Origin of the sequence: Lactobacillus sp. RTP31084st1_F9_RTP31084_210423 (assembly GCF_040919545.1) — a bacterium.
Taxonomy (GTDB): domain Bacteria; phylum Bacillota; class Bacilli; order Lactobacillales; family Lactobacillaceae; genus Lactobacillus; species Lactobacillus paragasseri.
In genome coordinates, this window is record NZ_JBCOVH010000001.1 from 108525 (window position 1) to 126360 (window position 17836).

17 protein-coding genes and 1 other annotated feature are annotated in these 17836 nt (G+C 33.9%); of the genes, 14 read left to right on the forward strand and 3 right to left on the reverse strand.

Annotated elements, in window-relative coordinates:
• The first annotated feature begins 45 nt into the window (after positions 1-45).
• Positions 46-252 (forward strand) — a binding site (T-box leader).
• A 35-nt stretch (positions 253-287) separates the two neighbouring features.
• From pheS to greA, 4 genes are all read left to right on the forward strand, one after another.
• On the forward strand, positions 288-1337 hold the full coding sequence (gene pheS, locus AB5359_RS00590; RefSeq protein WP_048685117.1) for a phenylalanine--tRNA ligase subunit alpha: 1050 nt from the start codon (positions 288-290) through the stop codon (positions 1335-1337).
• Positions 1337-3751, forward strand: coding sequence for a phenylalanine--tRNA ligase subunit beta (gene pheT / locus AB5359_RS00595; protein ID WP_048685120.1), 2415 nt, complete (start codon positions 1337-1339; stop codon positions 3749-3751). The genes pheS and pheT overlap by 1 nt, the downstream gene beginning before the upstream one ends.
• Before the next feature lie 63 nt (positions 3752-3814).
• Complete coding sequence (gene mltG, locus AB5359_RS00600) at positions 3815-4909, forward strand: endolytic transglycosylase MltG (protein WP_048685122.1); 1095 nt, start codon at positions 3815-3817, stop codon at positions 4907-4909.
• A 79-nt stretch (positions 4910-4988) separates the two neighbouring features.
• On the forward strand, positions 4989-5471 hold the full coding sequence (greA, locus tag AB5359_RS00605; protein ID WP_003646934.1) for a transcription elongation factor GreA: 483 nt from the start codon (positions 4989-4991) through the stop codon (positions 5469-5471).
• Positions 5472-5514: 43 nt separating this feature from the next.
• On the opposite strand, the gene AB5359_RS00610 is transcribed toward greA, so the two are convergent.
• Positions 5515-8094, reverse strand: coding sequence for a YfhO family protein (locus AB5359_RS00610; protein ID WP_368279934.1), 2580 nt, complete (start codon positions 8092-8094; stop codon positions 5515-5517).
• A 115-nt stretch (positions 8095-8209) separates the two neighbouring features.
• Here AB5359_RS00610 and AB5359_RS00615 point away from each other — a divergent pair, with 115 nt between their 5' ends.
• From AB5359_RS00615 to AB5359_RS00640, 6 genes are all read left to right on the forward strand, one after another.
• Positions 8210-10309: a penicillin-binding protein 2 gene (locus AB5359_RS00615; RefSeq protein ID WP_048685127.1), complete on the forward strand. Its 2100-nt coding sequence runs from the start codon at positions 8210-8212 to the stop codon at positions 10307-10309.
• A 72-nt stretch (positions 10310-10381) separates the two neighbouring features.
• Entirely contained in the window at positions 10382-10531 is a 150-nt protein-coding gene (rpmG, locus tag AB5359_RS00620; protein ID WP_003646937.1) for a 50S ribosomal protein L33, read from the forward strand.
• Positions 10532-10583: 52 nt separating this feature from the next.
• Positions 10584-11141, forward strand: a complete 558-nt coding sequence (locus tag AB5359_RS00625) for a 5-formyltetrahydrofolate cyclo-ligase (RefSeq protein WP_048685130.1) — start codon at positions 10584-10586, stop codon at positions 11139-11141.
• A gap of 15 nt (positions 11142-11156) precedes the next feature.
• Positions 11157-11843: a rhomboid family intramembrane serine protease gene (locus tag AB5359_RS00630; protein WP_048685133.1), complete on the forward strand. Its 687-nt coding sequence runs from the start codon at positions 11157-11159 to the stop codon at positions 11841-11843.
• A 2-nt stretch (positions 11844-11845) separates the two neighbouring features.
• Positions 11846-12076 carry a YqgQ family protein gene (locus tag AB5359_RS00635; RefSeq protein WP_003648384.1) on the forward strand — a complete coding sequence of 77 codons (231 nt, stop codon included), beginning with the start codon at positions 11846-11848 and terminating at the stop codon, positions 12074-12076.
• Positions 12077-12112: 36 nt separating this feature from the next.
• Entirely contained in the window at positions 12113-12511 is a 399-nt protein-coding gene (locus AB5359_RS00640; protein WP_003648385.1) for a rhodanese-like domain-containing protein, read from the forward strand.
• A gap of 45 nt (positions 12512-12556) precedes the next feature.
• On the opposite strand, the gene AB5359_RS00645 is transcribed toward AB5359_RS00640, so the two are convergent.
• Positions 12557-12736 (reverse strand): DUF3042 family protein, encoded by a 180-nt coding sequence (locus AB5359_RS00645; protein WP_004897769.1) that lies wholly within the window; start codon positions 12734-12736, stop codon positions 12557-12559.
• A 142-nt stretch (positions 12737-12878) separates the two neighbouring features.
• Here AB5359_RS00645 and miaA point away from each other — a divergent pair, with 142 nt between their 5' ends.
• The 4 genes from miaA to AB5359_RS00665 all read left to right on the forward strand — a co-directional run bounded on the left by miaA (position 12879) and on the right by AB5359_RS00665 (position 17451).
• Positions 12879-13799 (forward strand): tRNA (adenosine(37)-N6)-dimethylallyltransferase MiaA, encoded by a 921-nt coding sequence (gene miaA / locus AB5359_RS00650; RefSeq protein ID WP_048685137.1) that lies wholly within the window; start codon positions 12879-12881, stop codon positions 13797-13799.
• A 212-nt stretch (positions 13800-14011) separates the two neighbouring features.
• On the forward strand, positions 14012-15349 hold the full coding sequence (locus AB5359_RS00655; RefSeq protein ID WP_039156000.1) for a glutamine synthetase family protein: 1338 nt from the start codon (positions 14012-14014) through the stop codon (positions 15347-15349).
• 106 nt (positions 15350-15455) lie between these two features.
• A complete protein-coding gene (locus tag AB5359_RS00660) occupies positions 15456-16625 on the forward strand; it encodes an MFS transporter (protein WP_039156002.1) in 1170 nt (389 codons plus the stop codon).
• A gap of 13 nt (positions 16626-16638) precedes the next feature.
• A complete protein-coding gene (locus AB5359_RS00665; RefSeq protein ID WP_368279936.1) occupies positions 16639-17451 on the forward strand; it encodes a Cof-type HAD-IIB family hydrolase in 813 nt (270 codons plus the stop codon).
• Positions 17452-17494: 43 nt separating this feature from the next.
• On the opposite strand, the gene AB5359_RS00670 is transcribed toward AB5359_RS00665, so the two are convergent.
• On the reverse strand, positions 17495-17791 hold the full coding sequence (locus AB5359_RS00670) for a hypothetical protein (protein WP_368279937.1): 297 nt from the start codon (positions 17789-17791) through the stop codon (positions 17495-17497).
• Between the last annotated feature and the right edge of the window lie 45 nt (positions 17792-17836).

The window sequence follows — 17836 nt, forward strand, 5'->3', positions numbered from 1 at the left end:
AGATAATTGCAAAGTTAAGTAAAAAGATTTAAGATACTATTATACTTAAATGCAATGATTAAGATTAGTAATGTAGATATCTTTTTAGAGAGAGTTTGATTGGTGGAAAAAACTTAAGATAGAAGCATGAATTTCATCTTAGGAGCAGAATCTAATCAATTCCGGTATTTCACCGTTATATGAAGAGAGTGTGAACACGCACTTTTTGTGCTAGTTCAAACTAGGGTGGTACCGCGAAGCTTCGTCCCTTTTGGGACGGAGCTTTTTTTGTTGGAAAGGAAAATGAGATGGACTTATTCGATAGAATAAATAAGTTAAAAGAAGAAGGATTAGATCAAATCAAGCAAGCTAAAAATCAAAAGATGCTTGATAAGATTAGAGTTGAATTAATGGGGCGTAAGGGTGAATTAACTCAAATTCTACACTCAATGAAAGATATCGCACCTGAAAATAGACCAAAAGTAGGTCAAGAAGTAAATCAAGTTCGTGATATTCTTCAAAAGCAATTAGATGAAGCAAAAGATCATTTCTTACAAGCAGTAATTGCTCAAAAATTAGAAGAAGAAAAGATTGACGTGACTTTACCAGGACGTGAAGGACATTTAGGTTCAAAGCACCCAATCAATATTATCTTGGATGATTTGGAAAGCTACTTCATTGGTATGGGATATAAGGTAGTACAAGGTCCAGAAATTGAAACAGATCACTACTGTTTCGAGATGATGAACTTACCTAAGGATCACCCAGCACGTGATATGCAAGCTACTTTCTATATTGATAGTGAAGACTTGCTTAGAACTCAAACTTCAGGAGATCAAGCAAGAGTCTTAGAAAAGCATGATTTTTCTAAAGGACCATTAAAGATGGTGGGACCTGGTAAGGTGTACCGTCGTGATGATGATGATGCGACTCACTCTCACCAATTCCAACAAATGGAAGGTTTAGTAGTTGATAAAAATGTTACTATGTCGGACCTTAAAGGTACTTTAGAAATGATTGCCAAGCATGTCTTTGGTCAAGATCGTAAAACTCGTCTTCGTCCATCCTACTTTCCATTTACTGAACCATCTGTTGAAATGGATGTTTCTTGTTTCAACTGTAACGGTAAGGGATGTCCAATTTGTAAGTATACTGGTTGGATTGAAGTACTTGGGGCTGGAATGGTTCACCCTAACGTTTTAGAAAATGCTGGCGTTGATTCAACAGTTTATGGTGGTTTTGCCTTCGGTTTAGGCTTGGACCGTTTTGCAATTTTGAAATACGGTATTTCTGATATTCGTGATTTCTACACCAACGATGTTCGTTTCTTAGCACAATTCCGTAAGGAGGAAGATTAATGCTTGTTTCATATAACTGGTTGAAAGATTTTCTTGATTTAGACGAAGATCCTAAAGATTTAGGAGAAAAAATTACTAGAACTGGTGTCGAAATTGCATCAGTAGACCATCCAGCAGAAGGCTTAAAGAAGTTAGTAGTTGGTCACATTTTAGAATGTGAAGATATTGAAGGAACTCACTTACATAAATGTCAAGTTGATGTAGGTGAAGATGAACCAATTCAAATTGTTTGTGGAGCTCCAAATGTTGCAGCGGGTGAAGATGTGATTGTTGCTTTACACGGTGCAAGAATCGCAGGCAATGAAAAGATTAAGCGTGGTAAAATTCGCGGAATTAAATCAAATGGAATGATTTGTGGTCTTCAAGAAATTGGTTTTGCAGATAAGACTGTTCCTCAAAAATATATTGATGGAATCTTTGTTTTCCCTAAAGATTCCGATGTAAAACCAGGTGAAGAAGTTTATGAAGCACTTGGTATGGATGACTACATTTTAGACTTTGATATTACCCCAAACCGTGCTGATACTTTATCAATGGAAGGTGCAGCATATGAAGTTGGTGCAATTGTCGATAAAAAGCCTAAGGTTGAACCAGTAGTTCTTAAAGCAGATGGTCCTGAATGGACTAATGAATTAGATGCTAAAGTTGATGAAAAATTAGCACCTAAGTTTTACTTAAGAAAAGTTTCAAATGTTAAAATTGGTGAAAGTCCATTATGGATGCAGAGACGTCTTTGGAATGCAGGATTGCGGCCAATTAATAATGTGGTTGACGTAACTAACTATGTAATGCTATTGACTGGACAACCACTACATGCCTATGATGCTCGTACTTTTAAAGATGGTAAATTAGAGGTTAGAAAAGCTAAGAAAGGTGAAAAGCTTACTTTACTAAACGATAAAGAAGTTGACTTAGATCCAAACGATATTATTATTACCGATGGTCAAAAGCCAGTAATGATGGCTGGTGTGATGGGCGGTAAAAATTCAGAAGTAGAAGATGATACGACTGATGTAATTTTAGAATCTGCTATTTTTGATGGAACTAGTGTTAGAAAATCTGCTTTACGTCATGCTAATCGTACTGAAGCTTCAAGTCGTTTTGAAAAAGGGGTTAACTGGGATAACACGCAAAAAGCTTTAGATATTGCTGCTCTGTTATTACGTAATGATGCAAATGGTACTGTTAACGAAGGTGAAATTAAGGCAGCTGATGTGCAAAGAAATCCTTCAGTAGTTAAAACTACTGTTTCATACATTAACAAGGTATTAGGAACAGAATTAAGTAGATCAGAAATGGAAAAGATTTTTGATCGCTTAGGCTTTACTGTTGATGGATCAAAAGATGAATTAATTGTTACAGTTCCGAATAGAAGATGGGATATTTCTATTCCAGCAGATTTAGTTGAAGAAGTAGGTAGAATTTATGGCTATGATAACTTAAAGTCTACTCAACCTCTTTTAGCTGAAACTCATGGTGGATATTCAGAAAAAGAAACTGCTATGCGCAGAATCAAAGATATTGTTCAAGGACAAGGCATGATGGAAGCAATTTCTTATTCATTGACTTCTCCGGAAAAAGCAATTTCATTTACCAAAGATCCTAAGCCAGTTGTAGAAGTTCAATGGCCATTGAATTCAAGCCGTTCAACGATGAGAGAAAACTTATTAACTGGTTTAGTTGATGCTGCAAGCTATAATATGGCACGTAAGCAAAAGGAATTAGCCTTATTTGAACAAGGTAGAGTTTATGATCATGAAAATAATACTTTTAATGAACATGAACATTTAGCTGCTCTTTATTCAGGACATACTGTGTCAGCAAATTGGCAACATTTAGATCAAAAGATTGATTTCTACTTTGTAAAAGGCCAATTAACTAATTTATTTAGAGCAATTGGAATTAAGGATACAGATATTGAGTATCGTCCAGAAATCATAGTTGGTATGCATCCAACTAGAACAGCTGGTATTTACCTTAATGATCAATATGTTGGTTTAATTGGGATGATTGCTCATACAGTTACTACCCTTGATAAGGCATTGCGTGGAAGTGAAATTTATGGCTACGAAATTGATTTAGATACGATTGTTTCAATGCTTCATAAGGGAATGAAGGCCAAAGCTGCTCCTAAGTTCCCAGCAATTGAACGTGATTTATCATTATTAGTACCTAATGCAGTAACTAATGCCCAAATTGAAGCCCAAATTAAATTAAATGGTGGCAAGTATCTTCATGATATTCAAGTCATTGACGTTTATGCTGGTAGTCAAATTGAAGCAGGCCATAAGTCAATTTCTTATTCATTAACTTTCTTGAATGAAAAAGATACATTAACTGATGAAGTAGTTACTAAAGCAATGGAAAAAATTGAAGCAGATCTGAAAGAAAGTCTAAAGATTAAAGTTCGTTAATTCTTTTCTAGGGAGCTTTGCTATAATTGTCTTAGATTTTTGTGATTTTCGGAGGAAAAGCGTTTGCTAAATCAGGACAAAAAGAAAAATCATGAGTTAGAAGAACAGGCATCTAAAAAAGTTACCCGTTGGATTCTTAGTGGATTAGGTGCTATTTTAGTCTTGTTTATCTTAATTGGAGGCTGTTATGTTGGCTATGCCCTTCAGCCTGCCAACCGTCATGATGAAGATGTCGTTAGTGTTCATATTCCTGCAGGTGCAACTAATAGTCAGATTGCTCAGATTTTACAGGAGAAAAAGATTATTAGAAATGCGATCATCTTTAACTTTTGGTTAAAGAGTCATAGTGCAACCAATTTTCAGGCAGGTAATTTCTATCTTTCACCTTCAATGCATAACAAGGAAATCGTTAGTCAATTGCAAGGTGGAGGCGGTCGTCCAGTTGTCGGTCACGTTTTGATAAAAGAAGGACAAACGATTGATAGTATTGCTACGACAGTTGGTAAGAATACGAAATATAGCCGTCAAGACTTCTTGAAGCTAATGAAAGATCAAAGCTTTATGAAGAGTCTAGAAAAGCAATATCCTAAGCTCTTAACTAGTTCAATGAACAGTAAAGGTGTTCGCTATCACTTAGAAGGATATCTCTTTCCGGCTAAGTATGATGTCTATCAAGGAGCTTCTTTGAAAGAACTAGTTAACCAAATGGTTGATAAGACTGATCAAGTTTTACAACCTTACTATAGTTCTATCAAGAAAAAACATTTGACTGTGCAGGAAGTTTTAACTTTAGCTTCTTTAGTAGAGCGTGAAGGTGTTAAGTCTAAGGATCGCCGCATGATTGCTGGGGTATTCTTTAACCGAATTAAAGCAAATATGCCACTTCAATCTGATATTTCAGTCATGTATGCGCTGAATAAGCATAAACATTCTTTGAACCTAAAGGATATTAAGGTAAAATCTCCATATAACTTGTATGTTCACAAGGGATATGGTCCGGGACCATTTAATAATCCGAGTTTAGATTCAATTAGTGCTGTATTAAACCCAATCAAGTCTAACTATCTCTACTTTGTTGCAAATCTTAAGACTGGTAAGGTTTACTACAATGAAAACTATGACGAACACTTGAAACGGAATAGTAGTTTAGGCCAGTAAAAATGGTTGACTTTTTTAGTAGAAAACATAAGCTGGTTGGTGCAAAGAATAATAGGTATAGGTAAGGAGAATTTTTAGTATGGCAGAAAAAGTTTATCCAATGACCGCTGAAGGTAAGGAAAAACTTCAGAAGGAATTAAAAAACTTAAAATTAGTAAAACGTCCAGAAGTTATTGAGAGAATTAAGGTTGCTAGATCATTCGGTGACTTATCAGAAAACTCTGAATACGATGCTGCAAAAGATGAGCAAAGTGCTGTAGAACAACGTATTGTTCAAATTGAACAAATGCTTAAGTATGCACAAGTTGTTGATGCAGATAGCGTTGATCCTAACGAAGTTTCTATCGGTAAGACTGTTACCTACACTGAAGTAGGTACTGATGATCCAGAAACCTATACTATCGTTGGATCTGATGAATCTGATCCGCTTAACGGAAAAATTTCTAATGATTCACCAATTGCTCAAGCTTTACTTGGCAAGAAAAAGGGTGAAAAGGTAACTATTAACACTCCTGGTGGAACATTTGATGTAACTATCAATGATGTTAAAACATTGAACTAACTCTGACTCGTTTATAAAAAGGCTTAACTTGCAAGTGAGCAAGTTAAGCCTTTTTTGGTTTGAAAATAAATATAATTATAAGTGAAATGAGTGAAATTATAAGACCGATTAGAAAGGCAAAGGGAATATAAATCAAAATTAAATGATGGTTTCCTTTGCTTAATTTGGCACTCAAAAAATTATGAGCAAATTTTTCTGTTCGTAGAAATGTGCCGTTATCTAAAATTAGCCAGTTTTTTGAATAAGGGATAGTAGAATTAAGCAGTTTATTTCTTCTAGCAATGTAAGTGAGCTTTAAAGAAATAGGACTGGTTTGCCAAGTAATAGGCTGTTTTTTGTTAAATTTACGAATGATTTGGATAAATTCATGCTCTTTAAATTGTAGTACTCGAATTCCACTCAGATTAGTTTTTTCATTATGTAAATTAAAAGTAATTTTGATTGGAGCATTTGGAGAATAATAACCAATATTTAATAATTTGTTTGAAATTCCTAAATCTTGATTATTAAGATGATGTCCATTGACAGTAATGGAAACAGAATTTGCATCTAAATTTGAAGGAAGTTCTAAATAATAAGGTCCTTTTTGAAAGGAAGAAATTTTGAAAGAAATCGTTGCAATTCTGCTTTTGTTAATTTTTTGATATTCATTAATATTTTTAGTGGATTTGATATTTTCTAGTTTATTAGGATTTGTTAGGTACAAGCTATTAAAGAGATTAATTTTTTTACCAACAATGCTATTAAAAAGAGTATTTTGATTAGCAGATGGCATACTGGCATAAAAGTTTGTTTTCTTATGTGATGGAGAGATAAAAATAAGAGGTAAAGCTGAAGAATTTTTTCTAATTTGTACTTGTTTAAAACTTTTGACAATCTTATTCGTAATTAAATCGAGTCGATAAAATGCACTTGTAAAAACTATTTGTTGTTTTGAAGGAAGGCTTCGCCGATTCTTAATCGGAACGATATTGTATTTAACGCCTAAAATACTATCAGATAAGGGAGTAGCAAAATTATTAGTAAAAGAATTGTCATTATTTTCAAGACCTAAATACTCAATCAAATTAATAGTTGAACGGTCAGAAATGGAGTTGAAATTACTAATACCATAATAGTTATTGCTTAAAGGATCGTCATCTGAACGCGTAAAAGTTTTTTCGGTTCGATATAAGCCAGAATCATATTTGTGTAAATATGATGTACTTTCAGAGATGTTTTTAGTGAAATTGGTATAGTCAAAGTTTTTTTGATAAGAAATATTATCAAGGCTAGCTAACAAATTGATACTTACTTCAAGACCAACAATGCCAAAGAAAATTACTGGGATCCATTTATAGTTGAAAAACAAAAGAATTAACAAACTACATAATAAAAAGAGAATAGTTAAAGTAATATTTGTTTGATTTAAAAATTCTTTTTGATGAAGATTTAGAAAAAGAAATGAGCTTAAACTAATTACCAGAAGAAAAGACACTATTTTGCTGCTAATACTAAATTTCTGCGTGTGAGCAAGAACCTGAACTCCGAGATAAATTGCGTAAAAAGAAAAGATAAAGCTAAAGCGAGCTGGATACCAAACTGGGTATTGACCTAAGTGCCAAAGTAAAATAAGAGGATTGAAACTAAAGGAAAAGAATAAAAATACTAGTAATAACGCGGAGGCTACCTTTTCTTTAATAGAAAAATGATGGTTGATGAAATAGAGGATGCAAAGAAGAGTAAAGATACTAGTTAAAAAGATATTAGGCAGCCCTTTTTCCATTTCAGTAAAGTTAAAAGCACCTACAGTCAATTTATAAAATGTTTGATATGGAGCAAATTGAAATCCCATTGATAAAGTAGTATCTGAATGAATTTTTCCATTTAATATTTCAAAGAAAGATGGTAGTAATATGATTGCAGCTAAACTGGTGCCAAGAAAACTTTTAGTAAAATATTGAAAGATAATTTGTCTCTTAGAAAAAGAAGAATTGAATAGCGTATTAATAAAGTAAAGTAAGCCGAAGAAAAGCACCATGAAACCAGTATAAAAATTAGTAAACCATAATAAAAAAGTGATCATGGTAAGATAGAAGTAGTGTTGCCTTTTGTTTCCTAATTTATCAATAGAGTCAAGCAACAGAGGTAGCAAAATTAAACTGTCAAGCCACATTAAGTTTAAGTTATAACTAACAACAAATCCGCTTAATGAGAAGGCTAGACTAGCTGCAAGAGCAAAAATTCTGTTATCGCCATTGAAGAATTTTTGAAAATAATAAAAACTGCTAAGTCCGATGCTTCCAATTTTTAAACTAATAATTAAAAGAATTGCTTCGGGTAATTGCGACTTGGAAAAAATAAATAATAAAAAGTTGAAGGGACTAGTTAAGTAATAAGCCCAGGTTCCAATAAAGGAATTACCTAAGCCACTGCTGAATGTAAAAATAAGATTTAGCGGATTAGAAAATAAGTTGTTTTTATAAAAAGCTAGAAAATCAATATATTGCTGCCCTAAATCAACAGTTAGAATTTCATGATTGCGATAGATAAAGTAGCTTGCAAAAATGCAGGCAGGTAGTAAAAAGGAAAGCCAATATAGATAATTGTTTTTGAAATATGTTTTAACTTGGTTGATAAACATTGATAGAGTCCCTACTTCTTAAGAATATATAATTATTGCGATTTTCATTGATAGAAAAATAGAATTTAGATCCGTTTTTTGCTAAAATCAATTCTAGTTTAGTGAGGTTAGAATTTTGAATTATTTAAAACAAAGTAAAGGTTCGAATAGAAATTCCACTTCGACGCCCCTAAGAATGAAAATTATTTTGGGCGTCATTTTAGTTTTATTTTTATTATTAATTGGTCAATTAGCTTACTTGCAACTCTTCTATGGTGGTCGTTTTCAAGCGGAAGTGCAACAAACAGACCAAAAAATTGTATCTAATAACGTACCACGTGGTGTGATGTATGACAGCAGTGGCAAGATTTTGGTAGGTAATAAAGCCAATAACGCAATTACTTATACCAAAAATTCTAGCATTACGTCTAGTCAAATATATAAAGTTTCTAATCATTTAAGTCAATATATAACACTTGATGATGAAAAACCCACAAAAAGGCAGTTATATGATTATTACTTAGCTAATAGCAAAATTTCAGAAAAGGAAACAGCAAAATTACCTAAATCTGAACGCTATGACAGTAATGGTGATGCGCTAAGTTCAAGTCAAATATATAATAATGTCTTAAAACGTGCAGAAAAACAAAATATTCATTTTACTAAGCGTCAAAAAACAGCTGCTTTAATTTTTAATAAGATTTCCGGTGCATATACACTTTCGACTATCTATATTAAGAATAAAGGTTTAACTGATCGTGAAATGGCATTGGTTGGGGAACACTTATCTGAATTGCCTGGTGTAGGTATTGGAACAGACTGGTCTAGAAGCTACCCAAACGGAAAATCGATTAAGAGTATTATCGGTTCAGTTTCTTCAGAAAAAGCAGGTCTACCGAGTGATAACCTACAATACTATTTGACTCAAGGCTATTCACGTAATGATCGAGTTGGTACGAGTTACCTTGAAGAAAAATATGAACCGCTTTTGAAGGGTACTAAATCTAAGTCGCAAGTAGTAACTAAGGCTAAAGATGGGGTTGAACAAACTAAGACTGTATATAAGGGTCAAAGTGGTGCAAGCCTGATTTTGACAATGAATGCTAAGTACCAGCAAGAAGTTGAAAAGACTTTGAAAAAAGTATATGCTTCTGCTCAAGCTGCGGGCGCTACTCAATACTCTAATGGTGCATATGCTGTGGCAATGAATCCTAGAACCGGTGCGCTTTTAGCAATTGCAGGTATTGATCATAATGCTAAAACTGGAAAGAATACAGATGATGCATTAGGTGTAATTAATAAATCATTTGTTATGGGATCTGCAATCAAGGGTGCTACTGTTGCAGGTGGATTAATGAATGGTATTATTTCACCAACTAACAGTGTAATGCCAGATACACCAATTTACTTACCAGGTTCACCGATTAAGAAATCTGTTTATCCAGTTGGTACTTTTAGTAGCTTAGATGCACCAACGGCACTTGAAGTCTCAAGTAACATCTATATGATGCAGCTCGCTCTAAGGTGGGTTAATGCAAAATATACGCCACATAGCTTTATTTCTATGCCTTCAGATGCATTTACAAAGTTAAGACGTAACTTCGCAATGTTTGGTTTAGGACAAAAGACGGGGGTTGATCTTCCAGGTGAAGTATCTGGTATTCAAGGTCGCTCATATAATTCGGCGGGGCAACTACTTAGTGGTTCTGTACTTGACTTAGCTTATGGAAACTATGATGCTTATACCCCGATTCAGTTAGTTCAATATGTTTCAACTATTGCTAATGGTGGATATCGTATGCGTCCATATTTAGTTCAATCTGTTGGTGAAACTAACGCTCAAGGAAATAAAGTTTCTATTCTCTATAACAGTAAGCCACAGGTTCAAATGCGTATTCCTTGGACGCAAGATCAACTTGATGTTATTCACCAAGGATTTTATCGTGTTGTCCATGGTACTAACTCATGGGGAACAGCTCACTCACTGAAAAATGTTAAGCCTTCAATTTCTGGAAAAACTGGTACTGCTCAGACTTTCTATTATGATGAAGATAATCCGGGTAATTCTAACGCTCCAGAAGTTATTAACGCGACTTTTGTTGGTTATGCACCATCAAAGGATCCTAAACTTGCTGTTGCGGTTGTTTTCCCAGGACTTGATCCTGATAAGGAAGGTAAATATACCCTTGAAGTTGCCAAGGCAATGGTTGAAGACTACTTCAAGCTTAATAAATAGAAAAGTACTGGTAAAAGTACGCAAAACATGGTATAGTTTAACAGTTAACTAAATAAGTAGGTGGTGGAAAAGATGGCAGAACATATTATCCTTGAATGCACCGAATGTGGCGATAGAAGTTACTTATCTGAAAAGAATAAGCGAAAGCATCCGGAACGTTTAGCTTTAAAGAAGTATTGCCCAGTTGAAAGAAAGGTAACACTTCACCGCGAAACTAAGTAATCAAAGCAACAGGCAATTCCTGTTGTTTTTTTGTATCCAGAGATATTATTTAATGCATTTAATTAGTAAAAACGAATTACGAAGATTACAAATAAAGAGATTAACTGAATTTGCGAATAGTACGCAAAAATTATCTGAAGATAAGATCTTAAAAGAAGAGCTACTTAGAAATTCACTTTTAGCTAGCGCAGAATCGATAGGTATTTCTGTTTCAATGCCTCTAGAAGTTAGTACAGTGCCTATTATTGCTTCTTTATGGAAGATGGGTAAAAGAGTATATATTCCGCGATGCTTGCCAAAGAGGAAGATGGAATTTACACTTTATGATAAAAATACGATATTAGTTAAAACTAAGTTTGGTGTTTTAGAAAATCGTGATTCAAAAGCTATCGTGAATAATAACTTAGATTTAATGATTGTTCCCGGTCTAGCTTACGGTTTAGATAAAAATAGTCGTCTTGGTTTTGGTGGGGGCTATTATGATCGCTTTTTAGAAAAGTATCCAACTAGAACGCTTAGCTTAGTCAATTCAGTCCAACTTTTTAAGCGAACTTCATGGCAGGTTGAAGAACATGATATTCCGATTGAGAAGTTAATTTTAGTTAAATAAGAAAGAAGAGACGAGATGCAAAAATTGAAATTTAGTCGATTTTCTAGCACATTTATTACAAATGCTATTTTAATAGTGCTCTTTATTGTGTTTATTCTTGAAACAATAATGGGTGGATCGACTAATATTAATACTTTGCTTGGCTTAGGTGCAATGAATAATCAGCTAGTTACCGTTGAACATCAATGGTGGAGGCTGTTTACTGCTCAATTTTTACACATTGGATGGCTACATATTGCTTCTAACGCTGTGATGATTTATTATATTGGGCAATTTATGGAGCCTTTGTTAGGGCATTGGCGATTTTTAAGCGTCTATTTGCTGTCAGGAATTGGTGGAAATTTACTAAGCTATGCGTATGGCAGTGATTCTGTAGTTAGTGCTGGCGCTTCAACAGCGTTGTTTGGACTTTTTGGAGTAGTCATCGCACTTTATTTAGCTAACCGTGCAATTCCTGCAATTAATTATTTAGGAAAGCAGGCTTTAGCCCTAGCTATTATCAATTTGGCACTTGATTTATTTGCAAGTCATATTGATATTTTAGGTCATTTAGGTGGTTTAATATCTGGTTTTCTATTGGGAATAATTTTTGGTAGTGCGCACTTAAGACAATACCATCATAAATTAAGAGTTATTGCAGCCGTTATTACAATTATTTATGTTGTATTTTGCTTACATCAAGGAATAGTGATTAATAATTAATAATGAAAAATTTACACGATGTTCAAAAGCTACTTAAAAAGTTTAATATTATTGTTTATGTTGGCAAACGTAAATGGGATATTGAATTAATGGGAATAGAATTAGATAATTTATATCATGCCGGTGTAGTTTCTAAAAAAGAATACATGAATGCTAAGTTAATTTTGAGTCACGAGCATGAAATTGAAGAAGAAAAGGAAACTAGCACAAAAGATAGTAATGGATTATTATAGTACTATAGAAATTCTTATATTAGGAGTAAGTAATTAATGAATATTTTTGGGATCATCAATTTTGTCTTAATCATCATTATTTTGGCTTTTGCTTTAAGCTGGCTTTGGACATGGATTCAATCGAAGCGTGTCGGTGGTGCGCTAACTAATGAAGAGTTTGAAAAGGGTAAGAGAAAAGCACAAATTATTGATGTACGTGAAAAGGGCCCATTTAAGAAAGAACATATTCTAGGAGCACGTAACATTCCTTACACAATGTTTAAGTATCAATATCAAGAAATCCGTCCAGATTTACCCGTATATCTTTATTCTGATTCAAGTGCATTAACTGTAAGAGCAGCACGCTTTTTGCAGAAAAAAGGCTATAAAAAAGTATATTGGCTGAAAGACGGCTTTGAAAAATGGGATGGCCAAACTAAGTCTTCTAAATACTAAAAGAGAGATCAATCCTTATTACAGGGATTAATCTCTCTTTTTTATTTAACCTTGATGAGCTGAGTAACTCTTTCTATTGGCTTTAATTCTATTTTGTTCGATTCTATCAGCTTCTTTTTGTTCAGGTTCTACTACCTTTTTTTTATAAGTAGCAAGTCCTGCAGCAAGTGCGCCAACAGTTGCTAAAACGCCAGTTACGACACCAGCACCAAATTTCTTTGCCATGGTTAATGCCTCCCTAAAAATTATTTTATCAATTCAAATTTTAGCAATAATTCTTATTTCGATAAAGCCTTTTGCTATATTAAGTCTGAAGAAATAGTAGTTTTTTGTTAGAATGGATATCAAGAAATAAGAGGAATTATTTATGCAAAAAATTATTGTCCTGATTGGACCCACTGGAATTGGAAAAACCGACCTAGCATTGAAACTTGCCCCTAAAATTAATGCAGAAATCATTTCTGGAGATTCAATGCAAATTTATCAAGAGGTAAGTATTGGTACTGCTAAGCCAACAGCTGAAGAACTAAGACAAGTAAAACATTATTTGGTTAACCAGCGTTCCATTTTTGAAGAATATTCTGTTAAAGATTTCGTTGCTGAAGGTACAAAAGCTGTTAATCAAATTGTAGTTAAGGGGTCTATTCCACTAGTTGTTGGCGGAACGGGTTTTTATATTAATGCCTTAGTAAATAAGCTGCAATTAGGTGAACCTGGTGATTATCAAACAAGTGTAGATCCTAAGTGGGAAAAATATTTAAAAGAAAATGGTGCAGAAAAATTATGGCAGCTTCTTAATGAAAAGGATCCTGATGCTGCCAAAAAAATAGCTCCACAAAATAGTCGTCGAACTCTTAGAGCATTAACAGTGATTAGTCGAACAGGTAAGTTATTTAGTCAGCAGCAAGAAAAAATTTCTCCTAGATATGATGCCTTGATTATTGGGTTAAATAGTGATCGAGAAGAAGTCTATCAGCGAATAAATAAACGTGTAGATAAAATGATGGCCGCTGGGTTACTTAAAGAAGCAAGATTTGTTTATGACAACCGTGCTCGTGAGCATCAAGCAATTCAAGCGATTGGCTATAAAGAATTTTTCCCATATTTTTCAGGTGAAAAAACGCTTGATGAATGCGTAAATAAACTAAAACAAGCATCGCGAAAATATGCCAAACGTCAGCTAACGTATTTTAAACATCAATTGCCTGTTGTCTGGTTAGATCCTTTACATGATAGGGAGACGCCAGAAAAAGCTCTAAATGAAATAAAAAGTTTTTTAAATAAATAAATAAATAAAAAAGTTATGGTTATGATAGGATATTACTGGTATATTCATAACAAACAGTTTAAAATATATCTAAAAAAATATTAATACTGATTGACGAGACCAATCTAGTTTGTTATTGTTTTCAGTGTGCATTAGCACAAGTAGTTAATAGATTTTTAAGGACTATACCAATCGCTTGGAACAGGTATAATCCTTTAGAATAGGTGTGTACAATGAGTAAAACTATTACTGCAGAAGATATTAAAAAGAGTGTTAAGGATAACGATGTTCGTTTCTTAAGATTAGCTTTTACTGATATTAATGGAACTTCTAAGGCTGTTGAGGTTCCAACTAGTCAATTAGATAAAGTTTTAACTAACGATATCCGTTTTGATGGCTCTTCAATTGATGGCTTTGTTCGTCTAGAAGAAAGTGACATGGTTTTATATCCCGACTTTTCAACTTGGGCAGTTTTACCTTGGGGAGATGAAAAGGGCGGAAAGATTGGTCGTTTAGTATGTTCTGTTCATAAGACCGATGGTGAACCATTTGAAGGTGACCCAAGAAATAACTTGAAGCGTATCCTTAAAGAAATGAATGATATGGGCTTTACTGATTTTGATATTGGTTTTGAAGCAGAATTTCATTTATTTAAGTTAGGTGAAGATGGCAACTGGACTACTGAAGTTCCTGATCATGCTTCATACTTTGATATGACCTCTGATGACGAAGGTGCAAGATGCCGTCGTGATATTGTTGAAACATTAGAAAGTATTGGCTTTGAAGTTGAAGCAGCTCACCATGAAGTAGGAGACGGTCAACAAGAAATTGACTTTAGATTTGATGATGCTTTAACAACTGCTGACCGTGTTCAAACTTTTAAGATGGTCGTACGTGAAGTAGCAAGAAAGCATGGTTTATATGCCACATTTATGGCTAAGCCAGTAGAAGGTCAAGCAGGAAACGGGATGCATACTAACATGTCCTTGTTTAAGGATGGCAAGAATGTCTTCTACGATAAAGATGGTGAATTCCACTTATCAGATACTGCTCTTTACTTCTTAAACGGTATTTTGGAACATGCTCGTGCAATTACAGCAATTGGTAATCCAACTGTTAACTCATATAAGCGTCTTATTCCAGGTTTTGAAGCACCTGTTTATATTTCATGGGCTTCAAAGAACCGTTCACCACTTGTTAGAATTCCTGATGCTGAAGAGATTAATACTCGTCTTGAAATGCGTTCAGCTGACCCAACAGCTAACCCATATCTTTTGCTTGCAGCATGCTTAAGTGCTGGTCTAAATGGTATTAAAGAAGCAAAGAAACCAATGGCACCTATTACTTCTAATGTTTTTGAAATGTCTGAAGAAGAAAGAGCTAAACGTGGTATTAAACCACTTCCATCTACTTTGCATAATGCTGTTAAGGCATTTAAGGCTGATCCATTAATTCAAAAAGCCTTAGGTGAACATTTAACTCAAAGTTTTATTGATTCTAAGAATCTTGAATGGGCTAAATATAATCAATCAGTTTCTGATTGGGAAAGAGATCGCTACATGGGTTATTAATTAACTGAAAAAGATAATCAAGCCAGTTGAGTAATTTCAACTGGCTTTTTTGATTGTTTGAAAAATGTGATAAAGTTAAGGGGTATGTTAGAGAGGGGTTAAGTGATTGGAAAAAAAGCAATCGATTTATACTAAAGACGTTATTTTAGTTATGGCAGCGTCTTTCTTTTTTATGTTTTCAGTAATGTTTGTAACGCCGCTAATTAATGGTTATGCAATCAGTTTAGGTGCAAGTGCAGTATTTGCTGGCATCATAACTGGAATTATGAGTGTAGTGTCAATGTTTTTACGCCCAGTAGCTGGTAATTTAACTGACCGTTTTTCAAAGTATAGCTTATCATTTATTGGCGGAGTATTGATTTTGATCGGAGTTGCCGGGTATTGCCTCTCCCCGTCAGGTAATTGGTTGCTAATTTTTAGATTAATTAACGGTACTGGCTTTGTTTTAGCAACTGTTTGTATGACAACTTGGTTAGCATTTTTAGTACCGCGTAGTCATGTTGGAGAGGCAATGGGCTTTTATGGTCTGATGAATGCGTTAGCAATGGCTCTTGCGCCTGCTTTAGCAATCAATCTATATAAAGTTATTGGTTATAAGTCCGCCCTTTGGCTTGCCGTAGTCGCTGCAATCTTAATGATTATTTCTATCCAATTTGTTGGAGATCACGCTAAGCCTAAGATTAATAGTAGCAAGAAAAGAAAAATTAAAATTATTCAAAAAGATGCTATTCCTATTGCTTTGCTAACTACTTTCTTTGCAATCCCATATTTTATTACGCAAGCTGATATTGTCGTGTATGTTGAAAGACAACATTTTTCAATTGCGGTAGGGTATTTCTTTGTTATCTATGCAATTGCTTTGCTCTTGATTAGAATTGGTTTAAAAAAATATTTCGATTTAATTCGCTTTGGATTTTGGTTTTGGCTAAGCCTAATAGCAACAATTTTATTTTTAATTGTTGCAGCTTTTATGGTTAATAATTGGTTGATGGGTTTCGCAGCTATTATGCTTTCAATTGGTTATGGGGTTATTTATTCTGTTAATCAGTCAACTGCTCTGATGTTAGCTCCAATTGAAGAACAGGGGTTAGCTAGTTCAACATTCTATCTAGGACTTGATATTGGAATGGCTGCTGGCCCAATGATTGGTGGCGTGACTGCTCAAAATTTAGCTCCAGCTTACTTTTATCCTGTCCTATTAGTTATTGTGCCAATAATTTTAATTGTTTATTTTGTATATCGTAAGAAATTGAATGGTGCTTTGAGCCGTCGTTAGTAAGGAGAAAAAGATGAAGATTCCTTTTAAAGCTGTTGCTGTTGATATGGATGGGACTTTTTTGAATGACCAGAGAAGTTATGATCATCAATTATTTGATCAAGTTTTAACTAAGCTTGAAAAACATGATATTAGATTTATTGTAGCTGGTGGAAGACCATTTGCTTGGTTAAAAAATGATTTTCCAGAGTTTATTGATCGAATGGATTTTGTAACTGCTAATGGTTCTAGATTAATTGTCGAAGGGAAAGAAGTTGCTGTTGAAGGATTAAGTAAACAACAAGCTATCAATTTAATTAATTTTGTTCATAATAAATATGGCAGTATGGCAACAATGGCCTATGGCAGAAAAAAGGCCTATATTGGAACTGAAGCGCCTGCAAAAGATAAAGAATTTCTGCAATATTTTGCTAAGGAAAGTACTGAAATTAGTGACTGGCAGAATTTACCTGATGACGTTTTTATTGAATTAACTTTTCACTATGATAGTAAAATTGCAAAAGATATTGAGCAAGATTTTAATAAGCAATACGGAAATCTTGTCACTACGTTCGCTTCTAATCCGATAGCTATAGATGCAGTTAAGTATGGGATTAATAAGGCTACTGGATTAAAGAATCTACTTGCTCGTTTTAATTTGACTAGTGAAGATTTGATTGCTTTTGGCGATAGTGGTAATGATATTCAGATGCTTGATTTTGCCAAATATAGTTATGCGATGGAGAATGGCATGGAGATCGCGAAAGAGCATGCAAGATATCTTGCTCCTAGCAATAATGATAATGGGGTATTGCAGGTCTTAAATAGATACCTAGATAAAAACTAAAAGAATGAGGTCAAGCTGAGCCTCATTCTTTTTTTATATAGTTTTATAGTGTATAAGCTTGTCCCTTTTCTAAGTTAATTTGCACACCAAAAATTTTTGCTTTTTTATTTGAATTATTTAAATAAACATATACTGGAATATGAGTAGACTTTAATTTACCAAGCAGTTGCATGATTTGGGTAACTGTCTTTGCCTTTTTCCCTATAAATAACAAACATTGATCTCCTTCGACTTGAATTTTACTGATAGGGTATAAAGGACCAGTTTTACTGGTTTGGTAAAAAAATTGAAAGTTTGGATGAAGATCAGAAGTTAAAGTTAAAAGATCATCTAGATACATAATATTTCACCAGCTCTTGATTTCTATATTTAATAGATATAATAT